The sequence below is a fragment of the Nocardia pneumoniae NBRC 100136 genome, from assembly GCF_000308755.1.
GTDB classification, from domain to species: Bacteria; Actinomycetota; Actinomycetes; order Mycobacteriales; family Mycobacteriaceae; genus Nocardia; species Nocardia pneumoniae.
On record NZ_BAGF01000026.1, the window covers coordinates 1 to 21,392 of the forward strand.

The window sequence follows — 21,392 nt, forward strand, 5'->3', positions numbered from 1 at the left end:
TGAACCCGCCGAGCAGGGCGAGCGGCCGGTGCCGCCGCCCGCTACCGATCCGTGGAAGGGCTTCCGCGGGGTGATGGCGGGCACTCTGGTGCTCGAAGCGATCGTCGTGCTGCTCGCGCTGCCGGTGGTGGCCGATGTCGGAGGCGGGGTGACCTGGCTGTCCGGCACTTACCTCGTGGTCCTCGCGGTGGTGATGTTCCTGGGCGCCGGGTTGCAGCGGCGGCCGTGGGCGCTGCCGTTCAACCTCGCGCTGCAAGTCTTCGTTCTGCTCGGCGCGTTGATACACCTGTCCATCGGCATCATCGGCGTGGTGTTCGCCGTGGTCTGGGGCTTCATCCTGGTGCTGCGCGCCGACGTGCGGGGGCGGATGGAGAAGGGCTTGCTGCCGAGTCAGCGCATCCGGCGCGACTAGCTGTCATCGCGGCGATCGGCTCGGCGCGCCAAGGTGCCTACTGCGGGCCGCTCGGCTGCGTGCCGTACTGCGGTGCCGTGCGGGTCTGTTACAGGGCCGGGAAGGGCACACCCGTGCGAGGCAGCGTCGTAGGGTGGCAGGGCCGTGCAAGGACAGGTCCGGACCCGGCCAGCGCGACCGCTGGTGTGGCGCCCGGAAGGTTGCCCGTTAGGCGTACCTCCGCCTTCGCTCCGGCCGTGCGCGGGCTGAGGACGGACTGCGTCCGACTGCGTCCTTTATGCTGTGCGCCGTGACTGAGCAGACGTTGGTACTCATCAAGCCGGACGGTGTGGCCCGTGGCCTTGTCGGCGAGGTGCTGGCACGTATCGAGCGCAAGGGGCTGAAGATCGTCGCCCTCGAGCTGAAGCAGGTGTCCGAGGAACTGGCCAAGGGCCACTACGCCGAGCACGCCGAGAAGCCGTTCTTCGGTTCCCTGATCGAGTTCATCACCTCGGGTCCGGTGGTCGCGGCCATTCTGGAGGGCCCGCGCGCCATCGCGGCGTTCCGGCAGATCGCCGGAGGTACCGATCCGGTCGAGAAGGCCGCGCCCGGCAGCATTCGCGGAGACTTCGCTCTGGAGACGCAGGAGAACCTGGTGCACGGGTCCGATTCGCCCGAATCGGCCAAGCGTGAGATCGCCCTCTGGTTCCCGGAACTGCCCGCCTGATCGGGTCTCGACCGTCGTGCCCGCGCCCTGCCGGCGCGGGGCGAACGCGTCGCGGGCGCGGCGGTGCCGAGCGCCGATGGCGAACGCCCGGCGCGCGATGTGGGATACTGGCATCGGCTGCATTCGACGCCGACTGTTCGTGCAGGTGCGCGAACAAGACGTGACGAGCGCAGCCGGATGACACCGCGGTTCGATGCCGATCATCGCTGCCACGGACAAACGGCCTGGTAATCGGGGCTCGCTGTTCGCGTCGGCACGCTGGATGAGCGCTCGACCCACGGAGTTCAGCCATACTGCCAGGCGCCGCGTGACCAGTTAGCCCGAACGACGAACGACCGAGGAGATAACCGGGCACGCGGGGCGAGACCACTTGACCTCGCGCCCACCGGGTGCGAGTCGAACGAACAGCGCCCCCGCGTCGGCCGCGTCACTCCCGCCGGGAGGGACGCGCCCGGGGGCCCCGAGGAGACTTCGTGGCCGATCAAGAGCCGCTGGAAACAACATCACAGGATGCCGAACAATTGCCGGAGCGAATCCGAGTTCACGCACTTGCCAAGCTGCTGGGGGTAACGAGCAAGCGCATCCTGGCCAAGCTGACCGAGATGGGGGCGGACGCGCGCAGCGCGCAATCGAACGTCGACCGAGCCGTCGCGGAGTCCGTCCGCGACGCCTTGGCGCCGGTCGAGACGGACGCCGCGCCCGAACAGGAAGAGTCCCCGCCGCAGGGGACGGCCGCACCGGCGGACGCGGGCACCGCGCGGGCCGCCGAGAGTGCGCCCGCGACCGGCGAACCACCGGTAGCCGCGTCGCAACCGGAAGTCGCGACGCCGTTCGGGGCCGGGAGTGTCATCTTCTCCGCGCCGGACGCGCCGAACCCCGTACAGCACACGCCGACCGGCGACGCGGCACACCAGCCGACGCAGTTGTTCACCCACGTGGTGCGACAGGAGCCGGAGCCGGTCGCCCCGGTGGTGTTCGAATCGGCCGCCGTCGTGCAGGCGCCGCTGTTCCTGCCGCCGGACGCCTCGGCCGCCGAGGAGGCGCGCAGGCGGCGTCGCGCGGAACGAGAGGCCAGGCGCGCCGAGGAGCGTGTCGAGGAGACGGCGCCGAAGCCCGCCCCCGCCGAAGACGAGACCGAGGTCGCCGAGGACGAGCGCGAGTCGTCCGATCAGCAGGGTGACGAGGGCCAGCCGCGGCGCAGGCGTCGTGGCCGCCGAGGCCGTGGACGCGGACGCGGCGAACAGCAGTCCGACGCCGACAACGAGGGCGAGGACACCGAGTCCGACACCGAGGACGAGTCGGCCGCCGAGACCACCGAGTCCGCCGAAGCGGCGGAGCCCGCCGAGACCACCACCGCCGCCGAGGCCGAGGACGAGGAGGGCGTGCCGGAGGGTTCCAGCCGTCGCCGCCGTCGTCGCCGTCGCCGCAAGGTGGCCGGCGAATCCGGTGAGGCCGAGTCCGCCGACGACGATCCGCCGAACACGGTCGTGCACGAGCGCGAGCCGCGCAACAAGAGCCGCGCCCGCGTCACGGTGGACGAGGTCCAGGGCATCACCGGCTCCACCCGGCTGGAAGCCAAGCGGCAGCGCCGCCGGGACGGCCGGGAAGCGGGCCGCCGCCGTCCGCCGATCCTGACCGAGTCGGAGTTCCTGGCCCGGCGCGAGGCGGTGGACCGGGTCATGGTGGTGCGCGAGAAGTCCTTCCCGGACCATCCGACCGCGACGCAGGTCGCGGTGCTGGAAGACAACGTCCTGGTCGAGCACTTCGTCACCAGCACCGGTTCCGCGTCCATGGTGGGCAACGTCTACCTGGGCAAGGTGCAGAACGTGCTGCCCAGCATGGAGGCGGCGTTCGTCGACATCGGCCGCGGCCGCAACGGCGTGCTCTACGCCGGTGAGGTGAACTGGGAGGCCGCCGGGCTCGGCGGCAAGGAGCGCAAGATCGAGCAGGCGCTCAAGCCGGGCGACCAGGTGCTCGTCCAGGTGAGCAAGGACCCGGTCGGTCACAAGGGCGCCCGCCTGACCACCCAGATCAGCCTGGCCGGTCGCTTCCTGGTGTACGTGCCGGGCGGCACCTCCACCGGGATCAGTCGCAAGCTGCCCGACACCGAGCGCAAGCGCCTGAAGGAGATCCTGCGCGAGATCGTGCCCGCCGACGCCGGTGTGATCATCCGCACGGCCTCCGAGGGCGTCAGCGAGGCCGAGCTGGCCCGGGACGTGGAACGGCTGCAGGCCACCTGGCGCACCATCCAGGAGCAGACCGGCAAGGACAACAACGCGCCCAAGACGCTGTACGAGGAGCCCGACCTCCTGGTCAAGGTCATCCGTGACCTGTTCAACGAGGACTTCTCCAAACTGGTCATCGAAGGCGACCGGGCCTGGAGCACGGTGGAGAAGTACATCGGCACCGTCGCGCCGGACCTGCTCGCCCGGGTCGCCCGGCACGAGAACAACGGCGTCGACGTGTTCGAGGCCTACCGGATCGACGAGCAGCTGGCCAAGGCGCTGGATCGCAAGGTGTGGCTGCCCTCCGGCGGCACCCTGGTGATCGACCGCACCGAGGCCATGACGGTGATCGACGTGAACACCGGCAAGTTCACCGGCTCCGGCGGCAGCAACCTGGAGGAGACGGTCACCAGGAACAACCTGGAGGCGGCCGAGGAGATCGTGCGCCAGATGCGGCTGCGCGATATCGGCGGCATGATCGTCGTCGACTTCATCGACATGGTCCTCGAGTCCAACCGCGACCTGGTGCTGCGCCGCCTCACCGAGGCGCTGGGCCGGGACCGCACCCGGCACCAGGTCTCCGAGGTCACCTCGCTCGGCCTGGTCCAGATGACCCGCAAGAAGCTGGGTACGGGCCTGGTCGAGGCATTCTCCACCACCTGCGAGCACTGCCATGGCCGCGGCATCCTGGTGCACACCTACCCGGTGGAGCCCGGTTCGGGCGAGGAAGCCGCCGGGCGGACCAGGGAAGGCGGTTCGCGCAGGCGGCGCGGCCGGGACAAGGGCGCGGCCGCGCAGGCCCAGCCGGCCAACGGGGCCGGTCCCGCGACCGACCACACCGAGGAGGACGCCGCCGTCAAGCGGGCGCATCCGGTGGCGCTGGCGATGGCCGCGCACCACTCCGAGGACGCCGACCACGAGAAGCCCGGCGACAAAGTCGGTGCCGTGGCGTCGGCGGTCGGCACAGCGCAGGCCCGGACGGCCGAGGCTGTCGAGCCCGCGGTCGTCGACGAATCGGCCACGGCCGTCGAAGAAGGCGCCGCCGAGTCGCTGGCCGCGGAGACCGTGCACGCCGCCGTGGCGGTGCCCGCGGAGGAGCCCGAAACCGAGCCCGCCGAAATCGTCGAGGTCGTCGAGCAGGTCGAGACCGGCGAGCCCGTGGGCGCCGAACAAGCCGAAGCGGTTGCCGAGCCCGCGCAGGCCGCTGGCGTTGCCGAGGCTGTCGGCGCGGTGGCGGCTGTTCGCGGTGCTGAGCACGTGGAGGCCGCGGAGCCCGAGCAGGCTGCCGAGCCCGCTCCCGGCGCGGAGTCGGCGCAAGCCGCACAGGCGCAGCAGGCGCAGCAGCCCGCCCGGGCCGCAGAGCCCGAGCAGGCTGCGGCGCCCGCATCGGCGGTCGAGGCGGCCAGTGCCGCGGTGACCGCCAACGGTGTGGCCGAACCGGGGCAGGGCCGCCCGGCTCGGCGCCGGAGGGTCGCTCGTTCCGCCGCCGCACCGGCCGCGGACAGCTCGGGCGCGGTGTTCGTGCTGCCCACCGGTGAGCAGGCGCCCGCGCCCGCCATCGACTACTCCCAGCCGGAGCCGGTCGAATTGCCGCAGCGCAACCGGCCGCGCAGGCGGGCGGTCGGGCGACCGGCAGGCGCGCCGGAGTCGACGGACTGAGTCGTCTCGCACGTTCCGTGGCCCTCGTCGGTGCGACCGGCGGGGGCCACGTGCGTGTCGGCGGCGAACCGGTGGCGTAGGCGCGGTGTGCGCATGGACGCCGGTTTGGTCGTGGCGGTGGCCGTCCTGTAATCTTGGACAGTCGCTGCCCGGTGACAACATGTTTTGTCTTCGTGGCCCGGTTCTCGCCAGTTCGATACCGAGAGCCACCAGGCGCCGAGGCGGCGGCGATTACCAGACCAGTCGTGTGGCGGTTTCCGGTGGAATCAGACCCGGGGAGCGCCGCGTGAGCAAGTGCCGAGCACTATAGGAAGAAGGGCAGCCGACCGATGGCAACGTACGCGATCGTCAAGACCGGCGGAAAGCAGTACAAGGTCGCGGTCGGTGACCTGGTGAAGGTCGAGAAGATCGAGGGTGCGCCGGGCACCGCCGTGGCGCTGGATCCGGTCCTGGTCGTCGATGGCGCCGAGCTGACCACCGATGCCGCGAAGCTGGCCAAGGTCTCCGTGGCCGCCGAGGTGGTCGAGCAGACCAAGGGCCCGAAGATCCGCATCCACAAGTTCAAGAACAAGACCGGCTACCACAAGCGCCAGGGTCACCGTCAGCCGCTGACGGTCCTGAAGGTCACCGGCATCAAGTAAGACATCCCGAGGAGAATCAGCTATGGCACACAAGAAGGGCGCGTCCAGCTCCCGGAACGGACGCGATTCCAACGCCCAGCGACTCGGCGTCAAGCGCTTCGGCGGCCAGTCGGTCAAGGCGGGCGAGATCCTGGTGCGTCAGCGTGGCACCCACTTCCACCCCGGCGTGAACGTCGGCCGTGGTGGTGACGACACCCTGTTCGCCCTCGCGGCGGGCGCGGTCGAGTTCGGCACCAAGCGTGGACGCAAGACCGTCAACATCGTCGTCCCGGAGCCGGTTCAGGCCTGACCGCCGAACCACTTCCGGACATAGCGAGCGGGTCAGGGTCTCGAAACCCTGGCCCGTTTTTCGTGTTCCCACTCCGACCAGCCCTGAGTACGACCCGTCCAGAAGGAGGATGATTCGGCGTATGTCCAAGTTCATCGACCGTGTCGTACTGCATGTGCGTGCGGGAAAGGGTGGCCACGGTTGCGCCTCGGTGCACCGGGAGAAGTTCAAGCCGCTCGGCGGACCCGACGGCGGCAACGGCGGCAACGGCGGAGACGTGATCCTCGAGGTCGACTCCAATGTGCACACCCTGCTGGACTTCCACTTCCACCCGCACGCCAAGGCGGGCAACGGCAAGCCGGGCGAGGGCGGCCACCGCGACGGCAAGCAGGGCGCCGACCTGGTGCTGAAGGTGCCCGACGGCACCATGGTGCTCGACGACGACGGCAAGGTGCTCGTCGACCTGGTCGGTAGCGGCAACCGCTTCATCGTCGCCCGCGGCGGACGCGGCGGGCTGGGCAACGCCGCGCTGGCCTCGAAGGCGCGCAAGGCGCCCGGCTTCGCGCTGCTCGGCGAGGACGGCGAAGAGCTCGATCTGGTGCTGGAGCTGAAGTCGGTCGCCGACGTCGGACTCGTCGGCTTCCCGTCAGCGGGCAAATCGTCGCTGGTCTCGGTGCTGTCGGCGGCCAAGCCGAAGATCGCCGACTACCCGTTCACGACCCTTGTCCCCAACCTCGGTGTAGTCGCCAGCGGCGACACCACGTTCACCGTCGCGGACGTGCCCGGCCTGATTCCCGGCGCCAGCGAGGGCCGTGGCCTCGGCCTGGACTTCTTGCGGCATCTGGAGCGCTGCGCGGTGCTCGCGCACGTGGTGGATTGCGCCACGCTGGAGCCGGGACGCGACCCGGTGTCCGACGTGGACGCGCTCGAGGCCGAACTCGCCGCCTATCGACCGGCGCTGAGCGCCGACGCCGGGCTCGGCGATCTGGCCGACCGGCCGCGCGTGGTGATCCTGAACAAGATCGACGTGCCGGATGCCGCCGAGCTCGCGGACATGGTGACCCCGGAGTTCACCGAGCGGGGCTGGCCGGTGTTCGAGATCTCCGCGGTGAGCCGTGCGGGCCTGCGCCCCTTGACCTTCGCCCTCGCCGACCTGGTGCGCAAGTACCGCGAGGAGCATCCGAAGGCGGCGCCCAAGCGCCCGGTCATCCGGCCCATCGCGGTGGACGAGAGCGGGTTCAGCGTGGTCGCGGACCCGGAGGAGCCGGGCGGCTTCATCGTGCGCGGCACCCGGCCGGAGCGCTGGGTGCACCAAACCCAGTTCGACAACGACGAGGCCGTGGGCTACCTGGCCGACCGCCTCGCCCGCCTCGGCGTCGAGGACGAGCTGGTGCGCTTGGGCGCCGAGCCGGGGGCGCCGGTGACCATCGGCGACGTGACCTTCGAGTGGGAGCCGCAGATCTCGGCGGGCATCGACATGGTGCCCACCGGCCGCGGCACCGATATCCGGTTGGAGCAGACCGACCGGGTGAGCGCGGCCGAGCGCAAGCACGCGTCCCGGGTGCGGCGCGGGTTGGTGCGAGAAGACGAGGAGTAGGACGTGGACGGTCGAGTCGCGGTGTCGTCGCGGTGCGCGACCGGCTCGATCCTTCACGGGTGGGGGCGAACCGTGGCCCCCGCCAGGACTACCGTGGATTCGATTGTGGCGCAGGGAGTTCGGTGGCGATGCAGGTGACTTCGGTGACCGCCGAGACGGATTCGTCGGGCCTGAGCGAGGTTCGGCTGGCGATCGCGTCGGCGCGGCGCGTGGTGGTGAAGATCGGTTCGTCCGCGCTGACCAGCCTGAAAGGCGGTCTGGACACCGCGCGGCTGGATCGGCTCGCGGACGCGGTCGAGGCCAGGATGCGCGCGGGATCCGACGTGGTCGTGGTGTCCTCCGGCGCGATCGGCGCCGGTATCGCGCCGCTCGGGCTGACCAGTCGTCCGCGTGATCTGGCCACCAAGCAGGCGGCCGCGAGCGTCGGACAGCTCGCGCTCGCCCACGCGTGGGGCACGTCGTTCGCCCGCTACGGCCGCACGGTCGGCCAGGTGCTGTTGAGCGCCGACGACTTCGCCCGCCGCGAGCACCATCGCAACGCGCAGCGCACCCTGGATCGTCTGCGTTCGCTCGGTGCGGTCGCGGTGGTGAACGAAAACGACACCGTCGCCACCGAAGAGATCCGTTTCGGCGACAACGACCGGCTTGCCGCGTTGGTCGCGCACCTGGTCGGCGCGGACGCGCTCGTGCTGCTGTCCGACGTGGAGGGCCTGTACGACGGCGACCCCCGCAAGGGCGCGGCCACTTTCATCCCCGAGGTCCGCAGCAGCGCCGACCTGGACGGCGTCATCGCGGGCAGCGGGGGCGCGCTCGGCACCGGCGGCATGGCCTCCAAGCTGTCCGCGGCCCGGCTGGCCGCCGACGCGGGCGTGCCCGTCCTGCTGGCCGCCGCTTCCTCCGCCGCGACCGCGCTCACCACCGGCACCGTCGGCACCGCGTTCGCCGCCCGCCCGGTGCGCTTGTCCGCGCGCAAGTTCTGGGTCCGGCACGCCGCCGACAGCCGCGGCGCGCTGCTCATCGACGACGGCGCGGTCCAAGCGGTGGCGTTCCGCCGTCGATCACTGCTCGCCGCGGGCATCGTCGGCGTCCGCGGCCGCTTCTACGGCGGCGACGTGGTCGACCTGGTGGCCCCCGACAACCGCGTCGTCGCCCGCGGCGTCGTCGCATACGACAGCACCGAACTGACCGGCATGCTCGGCCGCTCCACCGACGAACTCCCCGACACCATGCAACGCCCCGTCATCCACGCCGACGACCTGGTGAAGGTGTAATCCGCGGGCATCAACCAGCCGTGGCCGCGCACTACTCGAGCAACGCAGCGGTGCACCGTTCGGAGGCCCTCTTCATCCCAGCACTCCTCGACGGCGACCTGTCGTTGGAGCCGTTGACCAGGCCGCTTACCCCGACCTGCCACTCGGTGCCGTGGGTGCATCGGTCATCGCTGTTGCAGAACGTCGCGGGGCGCGAGCCGTCGCGACCTTGGACGTAGAGCACTTCCTCGTCGTAAAACCGAGGCGTACCGGCATTCGATCTGCTGCCGACGCGTTGGCGCGGAGGCGCGCTGGCGGCGATCAGGACGGGACGACGCCGGGTTGGTTGGTGGTGGGTATGTGTCCTTGGTTGCCCTCCACCGGGCCGGTGACGCCGGGCTGGCCGCCTGGGTCGGGCAGCTCGACCTGGGGCCTGGCCGGGCCGGGAACCGCGGGCTGCGCGGGTGGCGGCGGTGCCTGGGGTGGGCTCGGTGGTTGGGCGGGTTCCGGGGTCTGCGGCGGGGGCGGGGGTGCTGACGAGCTCGGCGGCTGCGCCGGTTCCGGGACTTGTTGCGGGGGAGGGGGAGTCGGCAGCGGCGGCTGGGTCGGCGGTGCCGACGAGCTGGGTGGTTGCGTGGGCTCCGGGGTTTGCGGTGCGGGACTCGGCGGTGCCTGAGTTGTGGGTGGCGTCTGCGGCGCTGGCTCGGGTGACGGTGCCTGCGGTGGGGACGGGGGTGCTGACGAGCTGGGTGGCTGTGTGGGCTCCGGGGTTTGCGGTGCGGGACTCGGCGGTGCCTGAGTTGTGGGTGGCGTCTGCGGCGCTGGCTCGGGTGACGGTGTCGGTGCCTGGGTGGACGGGGATTGCTGCGGCGGAGCCTGCTGAGTGGGCGGCGCGGAAGGAATCTGCTCCGGTTTCGGCGGCACCGGATTGTGCGATGGCTCGGACGATTCCGGTGCGGAAGGCGCGGATTGCGTTGCGCCCTGCGGTGATCGGTTGTCCTGCGGCACCTGCTCGGGCGTCGCGTATCTCGGCGTGCCGGGGGAGCCCGCCCGCGGTGTGGACGGTGCGGCGGGGATGGCGGGTGGTTCGGGCAGCGCGGGCACGGCGGTACCCGCCGCGGAGTAGGCGGGCTTGTACACCATGTTCATCGCGAGCACGGCCTCCTGGCGCAGTGCTTCCTGCGCCATCTGCGCGTCGATGACGCGAGCCGCCTCCAGAGCTCTCGCGATCGCGCCGACCGGTCCGGATTCGCCGGGCGGCACCACCGCGAGCTTCACCGCCTCGGCGGCGGCGGCGACCCCGCCGAGTCGGGCGCCGACCTGTCCCAGCACCGCCGCCAGTTCGTCGGCGGACGCCGCGAAACTACGTGCGCTGGCCTGGGCCGCGTCCGCGGCGGCGCCTTTCCACTCGACGGAGTCCATCACGCGGTCCACGCCGCCGTGCGTGAGCGGGAACGACGTGCTGAGCGCGCCGGCCACCTCCAGCCAGGTGGTCGAGGCGCGCAGCACCTGCGCGGCATCGATCTGCTGGGCCTTGGCGTAGATCTCCTCGTGCCGCATCGACTCGAAATGCTCCATCGAGTTGATGTAGGTGGGATCGGAGCCGCTCATCGCGGGAGCCTCGGCTCGATGGCGCGCAGCGCGGCGGCGTGCGCGGCGTCGGCCTCCTCGAACAGACCGCCGCTGATCAGAAACGCTTCCTTCATCCGGTAGGCCGCCTCGATGTAGTGGTCGAGCAGGGCCGCGGCGTCCCGCGCCTTGTGGCTGAAACCGGCCTGCAACTGCTGCGCGGAGACGAAACCACCGAATCCGCCGAGTTCCGCGGCGGATTCGAGGCGCTGCTGTAGGTGGAGCAGCCGATCGGCCTGCCGGTCGTACATCTCGGCGCACTGCCGCGCCGCCGCCGGATCGAACTGAACGGTCCCGGCCTGTGCCGCCTCCTTGAATCGGGCGATATCGGCTCGGCTGGTCTCGATCGTCATCGCTCACCCCTGAGATCGGTCGTCCGCCCCAGATTAACCGGAAGCCGGTCCCGGGTCAGCAAAGTCGTCGGCCTCGGCCGCCGAAACGAGCTATGCCGGAATGCGTTTCTGCAGTTGCGCGGCGATCTGCTCGGATGACGCCGGGGTGATGCGCACCTCGTCGCCCGCCTTGATCAGGTACCGCCCGTCGTTCCGCACGTCGATCCAGGTGTAGTGGGTCGGCGGCGGCGGAGCCGGACGATCCAGCCGCGGTTCGATTCTGATGTGCCCCTCGGCGGTGTGCGGCTCGAGCAGCAGCTTGCGGATCCGCGGCGCGGCCGATCGGCGCGCTGGCACGGTCTCCTGATCCCGCACCGCGTCGCCGGACGCGACGCGAGGAGGTTCCTTGCCCGGCGGCGTCTTCGGCAGCAGCGCCGCGATCCGCTGGCCCAGCTTCGAGCTGTGTCCGATCGAAACCCGCACCCGGCCGCCGAAATCCGGACTCGACCCGGGTTCCTGCACCGCCAGCACGGCGCGGTCGTAGATCGCGGCGGCCAGTAGCCGCAGTTCGCTGCCCGGCCGGTGCGCGCCGCCGATCGCGACGATCCTGGTGTGCGGTTCGGCCAGAATGCGCAGGCACGCCGACAGATCGGGGTTCGAGCCGAGCGGCAGCCGTTCGGCGATGGCGCTGCGCAGCTTCTCCGCCTCGTCCTCGGTACGCGGCGTTTCCAGGATGCGCAGCGGATACGGGTGGCGATCCAGATCGGTTTCCCGCCAGATATGGGCGAACTCGTCCGGAGTGAAGGTCCAATCCACGGCCGAATCACATCCTCACTCGAACCCGTCGACGCTGTCCGTAGCCTAGCGGTCCCATTCCGGACCGGAGTGTCATGTGCGCGACCAGGACTCGCGGCACGACGCCTCGTCGCATTCCCGGAGCATGACTCCAGGCGGTTCGGCACGTTCTGTTCCGGGTGTCGCAGCGCTGGGCCCCGGGATGGCGTTCGAGAGAAGCGCTCTGTGCAGGTCTCGCCGCGACACCACGGAGATTCCGCTTCGGCCACCCGGAGCCGCGTCGGCGTCGGCAGTGTCGGTATCGAGTCCCCGGATCGAGCCTCCGACGGTCTCGACAACTTCGTCCGCTGCCGAATCGGTGGTGACGGATCTCACATCGACAACGATGCCCGAGGCCTTTCATCCAGGCGGTATGGATTCCTTTGCGGCGGCGCGGATTGTCGGCGCGGCGGCCCGGGCGGCCCTTCGGGAACCAGCGTACGTCCGCCGCCGTATACCGCGATTTCGCCGCGATCGTTCCGCACTGGTGTCGCACTCGACCGGTCCGCCCGATTCTGCTGAAATTAGCGGGGAAGAGCAGGCATGCGAGGCGATGGGGCAGCCCCGCGCAGCAAAACCAGGATTGGCCGAGATCTGCCGAGGAGGTATTGCGGGTGCACACCATGATGCGGCGAGCAGGCGGGGCAATCGGTCTGCTGGCCTTCGGGGTTGGTTTCGTCGTCATCGGCGCCGGGTCGGCCGGGGCCGAGCCGACCGGCTGCTATGTCGACCGCGGCGTCACCGACGCGGCCGCCCTGTGCCACAGCGGTGAGGGGGCGGCGGTCTTGGAGGCCGAGTGCCTCGGTTTCCACGTGCCGCCAGGGCATTCCGGTCCGGTCTTCGGCTACTACAGCGGCTTCGAGTCGCAGCAGACGAACGTCGGCAAGCCGATGCGCGCCACGTGCGTGTCGGATGACTCCATCGGCGTCGCGACCCTCGCGTTCGTCGTTCCCGCGACGCGGTAGCGGAACGCTCCGGTTTTCAGCTCGGCCGCGCTTCCAGCACATTGTCGGGCGAGACGGTCGGCACGCACCGGACGAGCGTGAACCCGTGGCGGGCAAGGAATTCCCGGTACTCGGCCTCGGTCCGTTCCCGGCCGCCCGCGTTGACCAGCATCTCCAGGTCGATGAACTTGCTCGGGTGCGGGCCGGTGTGTTCCGGAACCACGAGTTCGATGATCAGCAGCCGCGCATCGGGCTCCATCGCCGCCCGCAGTGCGCCCAGGATGCGGCCGGCGTCCGGCTCGGCCCAGTCGTGCAGGATGTGTTTGAGGATGTAGGCGTCGCCACCCTTGGGGACGCTGTCGAAGAACGATCCGCTCTCGACGGCGCAGCGTTCGGCCAAGCCGAGTTCGGCGAGCCGGGCGGGCGCGGCGGCCACCACCTCGGGGAGATCGAACAGGATGCCGCGCGACCGCGGCGAGCGACGCAGGATTTCGGTGAGCAGTGTTCCTTCGCCACCGCCGACGTCGACGAGGGTTTCGTAGCGGCCGAAGTCGTAGGCCGCCAGCAGCGGTTCCATCGCCAGGGTGCTGATGCTGGTCATCGCGCGGTCGAACAGCTCGCCGAGTTCGCGATCGCGCTGCACGTAGTCGAAGAACGGCATCCCGTTCAGTTGCTCGCCGACGGGCCGTCCGGTCCGCACGGCGTCGACGAGGTGCGACCAGTGGTTGCGGTGGGTGGCGGAACCGAAGAACAGCACCGCGTCGCGCAATGACACGTCCGCGTCGCGGCGCAGCGCCCGTGCCATCGACGTGAGCGCGTAGCGTCCGTCGCGGTGCTGCGTGAAGATGCCGTAGCTGATCAGCAGCCGCAGCAGGCGCCGCAACGCGTCCTCGTCGGCGCCGACCGCCGCGGCGAGCTCCGCGCTCGAGCGCGGCCCTTTCGCGAGCTCGTCGGCCACCCCGAGCGCCGCGGCGGCGTGGATGGCCTGCGTGATCCATCCGGCGGCGATGAGTTCCATCAGCGCGATGTGTCCCGGCACCAGCTTGCGAAACGCCGCGGCCAGTCCGGTGCGGATCGATTCGACGGCCCGCACCAGCCGCTGCGGAGGGATTCTGGGTCGGTCGGACGCCACGGCGACTCCATCCGTCGAAGGTCGGCACTCTGCGCTTGCCTAGGAGGGTACGTCGTGACGGTGGGGTGCAGGGGGCGCACGGGCGAATGCGGCACCGGCCCACCGCCGCCTCAGATATCGGGTCGGGATTCGCTGCGCCTGCGCTCGCGGTCGGCGGCCGTGGCGAGATAGTCGCCGAGTTCGCGTCGCAGCGTGACGTCCAGCGAACGGGCGAGGGTGGCGTGCACCGAGGCGACCGCCAGCTCCCGCATCTTGTTGAGCATTGTTGTGGTGTCGGCGATCTCGCTGCTGGTGTCCGGCAGCCAGCCGGGGCCGTGCTCGTCGATGATGTGCTGTTTGGCGGCGGTGATCATGATGTGGGTGATGTCATCGATCCGGTCGGCCACCTTGGCGTAGATCTCGATGAGCGTGCGCAGTTCGAGACCGTACTCGTGCAGCTCGGCGAACGAGGTGAGCAGCTGGGTGTCGGTGAACACCACCGTCTCGCCCTCCAGCCGGACCAGTTTCATCTCGCGCAACCGGTCGACCAGCTCGTCGGCCTCGGCGCCGAGGATGGTGCCGATCAGCTCGCGCGGCACCTCGAAGGTCTCGTCCTTGGCCCAGGACGCCGTCACGGCGTGTTGCAGCCCGAGCACCTCGGTGAGGTCCTTGCCGGTTTCCCAGCTGGTGATGAAGTCGGCGATGTGCGCGGTGGTGAAGCCGCGCTGCAGCAGCGCGTCGATCAGGCGCAGCCGCTCCAGGTGCGAGTCGTCGTAGATGCTGGCCCGCCCGTCCTTGCCGACCGGCGGCGGCAGCAGTCCGCGTTCCTGGTAGGCACGCACATTCCGGGTGGTGGTGCCCGCGGCGCGCGCGAGATCGTCGATCCGGTACTCCGGCGTCGACCTCACCTCCCTCGCTGACCACGGCGCCGAGCAGAGCGGCGGCGCGCTGCGGAAACCCTGCCGACCGAGTCTATCGCCCGGCCCACCGCCGACTCGGCACCTAGGAAACCGGCGCGACCCGGCGCCGCGCGGCGCTCGCCTCGACCACCAGATAGTCGTCGAGATCGACCGTGCGCAGCTGATGCGCGTACTGGGTGGCGAAGCCCGGATACATGGTCGCGTTGAAGCCGTCCTCGGTGAGATACCAGCTGCGGCAGCCCGAGCTCCAGGTGGTGGCCGCGAGTCTGCGCTGGATGGCCGCGTTGTAGCGGTCCTGCCGGTCGCGCCGGACGTCGAGGAACAGCAGATCCCGGTCCAGAATCGTGCCGATCGCGCTGACCAGGTAGTCGATCTGGGCTTCCATATAGACCAGCGCCGAGTTGTGCCCAGGTCCGGAGTTGGGTCCGAACGTCAGGAACAGGTTGGGATATCCGGCGACCGCGACGCTCTTGTAGGCGTAGGCGCCGCGCGACCACTCCTCGGCGAGAACGCGCCCGTCGAGCCCGACCACCGGAATGGGCGTTCCGGTCTTGGACACATCGAACCCGGTCGCGAAGACAATGCAGTCCGCTTGGTGCTCGACGCCTTCCGCGGTGCGGATGCCCTGCTCGGAGAGCCGGGCGATGGGCCAGGTGATCAGCTTGCAGTTGTCGCGTTGCAGCGCGGGGTAGTAGTCGTCGGTCATCAGCAAGCGCTTGCAGCCCGCCCGGAAGTCCGGTGTGAGCTGACGACGCAGCCAGGGGTCCTTGACCTGTCTGCGCAGCTGCGCCTTGCCGACCAGCTCGACCACCCTGGTCAGCGGCGTATTCCAGACCACGCCGAGCGCGACCGACTCGTGCCCGTAGTACCAGGCGCGCCGCGCCAGCTGCTCGGCGGCGGGCACCCGGCGGTAGACCTCCTTGGTGAGGACGGTGGTCCGCCGGTTGACCCGCGGCAGCACCCAGCCGGGCGTGCGCTGGAACACCTTCACCGAGGCGGCCTGCTCAACCAGTTCCGGAATGATCTGGACCGCGCTGGCCCCGGTGCCGATCACCGCGACCCGCTTGCCCGTGAAGTCGTAGTCGTGATCCCAGCGGGCGCTGTGGATCTTGTGACCCCGGTAGGTCTCGATGCCGCGAATATCCGGGAAACTGGCGTTGGCCAGCGGCCCCGATGCCAGCACCACCGTGCGCGCCAGGATCGGGTGCGGCTGTCCCTCGACGGCGATCTCCCAGGTCCCGGCCTGCTCGTCGAACACGATGCCGGAGACGTGGTGCCCGAAGCGGATATGCGGCTCGAGCCGGAACTCGGCGACCATCGCCTCGATATAGCCGAGAATCTCCGCGCTGCCGGAGTAGGTCTGCGACCAGTCCGGATTCGGCGCGAAACTGTAGGAATACAGCCGCGACGGAATGTCGCATGCCGCCCCTGGATAGGTGTTGTCGCGCCAAGTTCCACCGACCGCGGTGCCCCGCTCGAAGATCGCGAAATCGTGGATTCCGTGCTGCTTCAGGCGGATGGCCGTGCCGATCCCGGCGAACCCGCCGCCGATCACGGCGACGTCGAGGGTGTGCGTGCTCATCGGTTCCCCTGTCATGCGGCGGGCTCGTAGGTCAGTTCCTTCGACCAGGTGGGGTCCTTGCGCAGCAGGGCCTTCGGCACCAAGCCGGTGATCTTCACCAGCGCGTCGGCCACCAGGTGGTAGGGGTGATCGCGGTTGATCACCCAGCCGCCGTGCATCTTGACGATCTGGTACATCGGCAGTCTGCGCGCGAATTCGCTGCGCTCGCCGACGTTCGCGTACCGCTTCAGCGCGCCGTAGAGCCTCTCCTCGTCGACGCCCATCGCGACGATGTTGTCGCGCATCTTGTTCAGCAGCGGCACGTAACTGAGCACTCCGATGATCAGCGAGGGCTTGGCCCAGCCGCCGACCAGGTCGATGAGCAACGTGCGCATCTGCGCGTGCCCGAGCAGATCCATCACCGCGAAATCGACCGCCAGATGCCGGGATTCGTCGGAGTTGATCTTCTTGAAGACTTCCTGGCAGATCGGGTCCTCGATCTCGTCCATGACGAATTTGATCAGCGCGCCGTCCAGCGCCACCTCCAGCATCGGGATCACGGTGCCGAGGAACGACAGCGACATGTCGTCGGAGTACTTGTCCAGGAAATCGATCACCAGCTTGACGTTCACGTTCGGCTGCGGGATCTCGTCACCGTCGAGCATGCCCCACCGGCGCATCAGCGCCAGCTCGGCGTTGGCGTGCTTCTGCTCCTCGGCGTGGAAGTAGCGGTAGATCTCGCGCAGCGTCTCGTTCGGCGCCTTCTTGACCATCGCCGCGAAGCCGCGGGCGCCGACGTTCTCGATCCACATCAGGTCGGCCATGAACGGCTTCAGCCTGGCGTGCAGTTCGGGCGTGATCGTCTCGGCGCCGGGTGCGTCCCAGTCGATGTCGGCCAGCGCCCACTGGCGGTCCTTTATCTTGCGGAGCATGTCGTCGAAGTCCATCGTGATGGCCATGTCAGACTCCTGTCTTGTCGGTGACCGGCGTGCCGCCGGTGGTGGTCGAGTCGTCCTGGGGCAGTAGCCGATCCAGGAGCCCGAGGACGTAGGTGTACCGGGCGGGGAAGTACCGCTTGAGCAGCCAGACGATGTGCGCGTCCAGCTGGGGCAGGACGTAGAGCTGCCCGCGGTCGTGCGCGTCCAGCGCGGTGCGCGCGACGCGCTCGGGGGAGAACCCGGTCCAGCGCATCAGGAACTCGGCCAGCTGCGCGGATTCCCTGGTGATCCGGCCGTCGCGTGCGACGTTCGTCCGCACGAACGTCGGGCACAGGACGGTGACCGCGACGCCGGTGCCGCCCAGTTCGGCGGCCATGGTCTCCGAGAGCGACAGCACGCCCGCCTTCGACACGTTGTAGGCGGCCATCGAGGGGGCCGCGGCGAATCCGGCGGCCGAAGCGACGTTGATGATGCCGCCGCGTCCGGTGGCGCGCAGCCGCGGCGCGAAGACCTCGCAACCGTGCACGACGCCCCACAGATTGATGTCCAGTGTCCACCGCCAGTCGTCTAATCCGATGCGGCCCACCGGTTTCCCGCCGATGCCGACGCCGGCGTTGTTGATCACCAAGCTCACCGGGCGTTCGAACAGCGTGTCGGCGAAGCGGGCGAGCAGCTCCACGTCCTCGCGCCGCGCCACGTCGCAGCGGAAGGCGTGCGCGGCGCCGGGGTAGGTGCGTTCGATCAGGGCGACCGTCTCGTCGGCACGCGCCTCGTCGATGTCGGCGCAGATCACCTGGCCTCCGCGGGCCGCGATCTCCAGGGCGAACGCGCGGCCGATGCCGCTGCCCGCGCCGGTGACCACGGCTCGCGCGCCGTGCGTGCGGCGGGGTCTGCCGATCCCCGCCCATCGATCCAGTCCGAACATCTCAACTCACCTTCTCCGTGGAGGCCGCGATCAGCGCCGCGCGCAGGAAGTCGGCGGCGCGGGCGAGGGCGTGGTCGGCCTCGGGCACCACCATCGGGAGGGCCTGGAAGACGTGCAGCTGCCCGGGCCAGACCTCCAGGTCGCAGCTGCCGCCCGCGCGACGGACCATGGCGCACAGGGCGCGCGCGTCGGCGCGGAGCATCTCGGTGCCGCCGACCTGCACCAGGATCGGTGGCAGGGCGATGCCGGGCGGAATGGTCAGCCGCAGGCGCGGTGCGTCCGCGGGCAGACCGCTGGTATAGGACGCGGGCAGCCGCCGCGCCGCGGCCGCGGAGATCAGCGGGTCAGTGCGGACGCGCTCCTGCTCGGCAGCCATACCGAGCGTGAGGTCGAGTAATGGGGAGAACATCGCGACCGCGGCGGGCTGCGGCCTGCCGCGGCGCGCGTTCTCCACCAGCAGGTCGAGCGCGAGGTGTCCGCCCGCGGAATCGCAGGCGATCACCAGGTCTTCCGCGGCGATGCCCCGGTCGAGTAGCCAGCGGTAGCCTGCCTCGACGTCGTCGGCCGCGGCGGGGAACCGGTGCTCTGGCGCGAGGCGGTAGTCGGTGAGGAAGACCGGAAGCCCGGTCTGCTTCGACAGCCGGGCTGCGAGACCACGGTGTGTGCGGGCCGAGCAGATGACGTAGCCGCTGCCGTGGATGTAGTAGATCGCCTGGGAGCCGAACGGCACACCGGCCGCCCTGACCCATTCGCCGCGCACAGCTCCGGACCGGACCCGCGTCACGGAAGTACCCGGCGGAACGGGACCGCCGAGGGCCATCAGCGTGGCGATCAGCTTGCGGGCGAACCAGACGCCCGCTGTGTTCATCGGAATCGCGCAGTTCAGCGGCCGCAAACCGATTCGGGTCGCCGCCGCGGCCACGGTGGCGCGCGGGGAGGGCGCGGCGGGAACGCCGGGGACCGAGGTCCTCGTTGACCTTGTCATGCGTTCAGAATCAGGCATGAATGTGCCAGTTGTCAATGGCACATTATGAGAAGGCGATTAATGGATCGTTGTCAGTGCCCGCACGACGACCGGAGTGCTACGAGCGGATCAATGGGCACTGGCCGCCGTGACTGGAAGTTCGTCCAGCACTACGCGAACAAGAGCGAGCAATTCTCAGCCGCACTCTGCTCGGCTGAGCACCGAGCCCGGCGGCTTATCGGAAGTTCGGACGTCGCCTGGTTTGCCCGTGAGACCCGCTGGCTGACCAGGCTTTTCGCGCTCAGTATCCGCGTCCGCGATCGATCGGCGCCAGCAGTTGCCGTCCGGTGACGAACCGCAGGACATTGGCGCCCACGTGATCGGCGAATGCCGCCAACCGCAGCTGCGGAGGATTCGAATCATGCGGTGTGACAATGGCATTCGGCAGCACCCAGAGCGGATGACCATCCGGCAGCGGTTCGGGGTCGGTGACGTCCAGCCCGGCGCCGCCGATCGCGCCAGAGGCCAGCGCGGCCACCAGCGCGTCGGTGTCGATCAGGCTGCCGCGCGCGACGTTGATGATCCAGGACGTCGGCTTGAGCCGGGCGAGTTCGTCCGCGCCGATGAGATGCCTGGTGGCGGGCGTGGCGGGCGCGGCGATGATCACGTGATCGGTGCGCGGCCAGATCCGGCCGATATGGTCGGCGGAAATCGTCTCGACGGTCTCCGGAATACCGGGACCGGTCACCGGATACCCGCTGCGGTTCACCGCGATGACGTGCGCGCCGAGCGGGATCAGCATCGGAATCAGCGCACGGCCGATGCCGCCCGCGCCCACGATGGTCACCGTCTTGCCGCGCAGCGTAGCGACGTGCGGAAAGAAGTCCTGCTGACGCCAGCCCGCCGCGCGCAGGTGCTCGGGGAGATAGCGGACGCCCGCCAGCAGCAGCATGAGCGCGTGCTCGGCCACGCTCGCCGCGAAAGCGCCTGCGGCGGATGTGAATCGGATGTGCGGATGCTTGGCGAAGATGCCCGCAGTGAACCAGTCCTCGATACCGGCGGCGGGCAGCTGCACCCATTCCAGGCCCGCGGGCAACTCGTCCGGGAACTCGCCGGGTCCGCCCACCCAGATCAGTCCGCGCGCCTCGTCGAGGTCGGAGATCGCGGCGCCCGCCTCCAGCACCGCCTTCTCCACCAGCGTGGGAGGAGGGTCCGCCGGGCCGATGGCGATCGGTACTGCCGGTCCACTCACGGATAGACCTCCTTCAGTGCGGTACGACGTGGTCGTGCGGGACGAACGGCGGTCGGACTCGCCGCTGCGACCGTAGCACCGCCGCATGGACGGCGGCGTACGGTGTCCGCCGACGCGGCGCTAGTTCTGGTCCTGATCCGGCTGCTCGTCCAGCTCCGCGTCCACCTTGTCCCGGTCCGCCCACTCCAGCAGCCGATCCAGGTGGAACACCGCGTCGTCGATGCCCGCGTGCAGGTCGCCGAGCTCGGCGAAGCGGGCGGGGACGGTGGCGATGGTGAAGTCGCGCGGATCGATGTCGGGAATCTCGTCCCAGCGCACCGGCGTGGAGACCGTGGCGGCGGGGACGCCGCGCACCGAGTAGGCGGCGGCGATCGTGTGGTCGCGCGCGTTCTGGTTGTAGTCGACGAACAGCATCGCCGGGTCGCGGTCGCGACGCCACCACGTGGTGGTCACGTCATCCGGGGCGCGACGCTCCACCTCGCGGGCGAACGCGAGCGCCGCCCGGCGCACCTCCTGGAATCCCCAATTCGGCGCGATCCGGACGTACACGTGCAGTCCCTTGCCGCCGGAGGTCTTCGGCCAGCCGACGGCGCCGAGCTCGTCGAGCAGTTCCTGCACGATGCCCGCCACGCGCTGCACCCGTGGCCACGGGCAGTCCGGCATCGGGTCGAGGTCGATGCGCCACTCGTCGGGACGCTCGGTGTCGGCGGCCCTGGAGTTCCACGGATGGAACTCGACCGTCGACATCTGCACCGCCCAGACGACATCCGCGAGCTTCTCGACGCAGAGTTCGTCGGCATGCCTGCCGTAGCGCGGGAAGTACACCCGCACAGTCGGAATCCAGTCCGGCGCGCCCGCGGGCAGCCGCTTCTGATGCACCTTGGCACCGGACAGCCCCTTGGGAAATCGGTGCAGCATGCACGGCCGGTCACGCAGCGCGTTGACGATGCCGTCCCCGACGCTCAGGTAGTACTGCACCAAGTCGAGCTTGGTCGCGCCGGTTTCCGGGAAGTAGATCCGGTCCGGGTTGGAGATGCGAATCGTGTGGTCGCCGACCTCGAGTTCGATCGCCGACGCAGCGGATTTGCGGGCCACGTGGTCGACCCTAACGGGCGCGGCCGCAGGTAGTGGGTCCATAACCCACGAACGGAACGAATGCGAGGCAGCGGCATGCATCTGTGCGTCGAACGGGGCACGGTCGTTGCACCGTTCTGGTATGCATAC

At 69.9% G+C, this 21,392-nt stretch carries 19 protein-coding genes; 8 read left to right on the top strand and 11 right to left on the bottom strand.

Annotation, left to right across the window (positions count from 1 at the left end):
• Positions 1 to 28 precede the first annotated feature (28 nt).
• From ON34_RS06880 to proB, 7 genes are all read left to right on the top strand, one after another.
• Positions 29 to 412: a DUF4233 domain-containing protein gene (locus ON34_RS06880; RefSeq protein WP_063821643.1), complete on the top strand. Its 384-nt coding sequence runs from the start codon at positions 29 to 31 to the stop codon at positions 410 to 412.
• 289 nt (positions 413 to 701) lie between these two features.
• Positions 702 to 1,118 (top strand): nucleoside-diphosphate kinase, encoded by a 417-nt coding sequence (ndk, locus tag ON34_RS06885; protein WP_040775911.1) that lies wholly within the window; start codon positions 702 to 704, stop codon positions 1,116 to 1,118.
• Positions 1,119 to 1,591: 473 nt separating this feature from the next.
• On the top strand, positions 1,592 to 5,002 hold the full coding sequence (locus ON34_RS06890; protein ID WP_040775803.1) for a translation initiation factor IF-2 N-terminal domain-containing protein: 3,411 nt from the start codon (positions 1,592 to 1,594) through the stop codon (positions 5,000 to 5,002).
• Positions 5,003 to 5,331: 329 nt separating this feature from the next.
• A complete protein-coding gene (gene rplU / locus ON34_RS06895; protein ID WP_040775804.1) occupies positions 5,332 to 5,643 on the top strand; it encodes a 50S ribosomal protein L21 in 312 nt (103 codons plus the stop codon).
• A gap of 22 nt (positions 5,644 to 5,665) precedes the next feature.
• Positions 5,666 to 5,932: a 50S ribosomal protein L27 gene (gene rpmA / locus ON34_RS06900; protein ID WP_040775807.1), complete on the top strand. Its 267-nt coding sequence runs from the start codon at positions 5,666 to 5,668 to the stop codon at positions 5,930 to 5,932.
• 121 nt (positions 5,933 to 6,053) lie between these two features.
• Positions 6,054 to 7,508: a GTPase ObgE gene (gene obgE, locus ON34_RS06905; RefSeq protein ID WP_040775809.1), complete on the top strand. Its 1,455-nt coding sequence runs from the start codon at positions 6,054 to 6,056 to the stop codon at positions 7,506 to 7,508.
• Positions 7,509 to 7,678: 170 nt separating this feature from the next.
• Entirely contained in the window at positions 7,679 to 8,779 is a 1,101-nt protein-coding gene (proB, locus tag ON34_RS06910) for a glutamate 5-kinase (protein WP_051022230.1), read from the top strand.
• A gap of 300 nt (positions 8,780 to 9,079) precedes the next feature.
• Here the strand turns inward: proB and ON34_RS06920 are convergent, their stop codons facing one another.
• From ON34_RS06920 to ON34_RS06930, 3 genes are all read right to left on the bottom strand, one after another.
• Positions 9,080 to 10,369, bottom strand: a complete 1,290-nt coding sequence (locus ON34_RS06920) for a hypothetical protein (protein ID WP_040775813.1) — start codon at positions 10,367 to 10,369, stop codon at positions 9,080 to 9,082.
• A complete protein-coding gene (locus tag ON34_RS06925; RefSeq protein WP_040775816.1) occupies positions 10,366 to 10,740 on the bottom strand; it encodes a hypothetical protein in 375 nt (124 codons plus the stop codon). The genes ON34_RS06920 and ON34_RS06925 overlap by 4 nt, the downstream gene beginning before the upstream one ends.
• A 90-nt stretch (positions 10,741 to 10,830) precedes the next feature.
• Positions 10,831 to 11,535: an ESX secretion-associated protein EspG gene (locus ON34_RS06930; RefSeq protein ID WP_040775818.1), complete on the bottom strand. Its 705-nt coding sequence runs from the start codon at positions 11,533 to 11,535 to the stop codon at positions 10,831 to 10,833.
• Positions 11,536 to 12,167: 632 nt separating this feature from the next.
• Between ON34_RS06930 and ON34_RS06935 the strand changes: the two genes are divergently transcribed.
• On the top strand, positions 12,168 to 12,518 hold the full coding sequence (locus ON34_RS06935; RefSeq protein WP_040775821.1) for a hypothetical protein: 351 nt from the start codon (positions 12,168 to 12,170) through the stop codon (positions 12,516 to 12,518).
• A gap of 16 nt (positions 12,519 to 12,534) precedes the next feature.
• Here the strand turns inward: ON34_RS06935 and ON34_RS06940 are convergent, their stop codons facing one another.
• From ON34_RS06940 to ligD, 8 genes are all read right to left on the bottom strand, one after another.
• The gene (locus tag ON34_RS06940) at positions 12,535 to 13,629 is read right to left on the bottom strand and encodes a methyltransferase (protein ID WP_040775822.1); all 1,095 of its coding nucleotides are present in this window, start codon (positions 13,627 to 13,629) and stop codon (positions 12,535 to 12,537) included.
• 110 nt (positions 13,630 to 13,739) lie between these two features.
• Positions 13,740 to 14,516, bottom strand: coding sequence for a MerR family transcriptional regulator (locus ON34_RS06945; protein WP_040775824.1), 777 nt, complete (start codon positions 14,514 to 14,516; stop codon positions 13,740 to 13,742).
• A 94-nt stretch (positions 14,517 to 14,610) separates the two neighbouring features.
• Complete coding sequence (locus ON34_RS06950) at positions 14,611 to 16,110, bottom strand: flavin-containing monooxygenase (RefSeq protein ID WP_040775915.1); 1,500 nt, start codon at positions 16,108 to 16,110, stop codon at positions 14,611 to 14,613.
• Between the two features lie 11 nt (positions 16,111 to 16,121).
• Positions 16,122 to 17,042, bottom strand: a complete 921-nt coding sequence (locus ON34_RS06955) for a reductase (protein ID WP_040775918.1) — start codon at positions 17,040 to 17,042, stop codon at positions 16,122 to 16,124.
• A 7-nt stretch (positions 17,043 to 17,049) separates the two neighbouring features.
• Positions 17,050 to 17,952, bottom strand: a complete 903-nt coding sequence (locus tag ON34_RS06960) for an SDR family NAD(P)-dependent oxidoreductase (RefSeq protein WP_051022220.1) — start codon at positions 17,950 to 17,952, stop codon at positions 17,050 to 17,052.
• 1 nt (position 17,953) lies between these two features.
• The gene (locus tag ON34_RS06965) at positions 17,954 to 18,937 is read right to left on the bottom strand and encodes an alpha/beta hydrolase (RefSeq protein ID WP_040775826.1); all 984 of its coding nucleotides are present in this window, start codon (positions 18,935 to 18,937) and stop codon (positions 17,954 to 17,956) included.
• A gap of 280 nt (positions 18,938 to 19,217) precedes the next feature.
• Positions 19,218 to 20,168, bottom strand: a complete 951-nt coding sequence (locus ON34_RS06970; protein ID WP_040775828.1) for a D-isomer specific 2-hydroxyacid dehydrogenase family protein — start codon at positions 20,166 to 20,168, stop codon at positions 19,218 to 19,220.
• Between the two features lie 120 nt (positions 20,169 to 20,288).
• On the bottom strand, positions 20,289 to 21,263 hold the full coding sequence (ligD, locus tag ON34_RS06975; protein WP_040775830.1) for a non-homologous end-joining DNA ligase: 975 nt from the start codon (positions 21,261 to 21,263) through the stop codon (positions 20,289 to 20,291).
• Between the last annotated feature and the right edge of the window lie 129 nt (positions 21,264 to 21,392).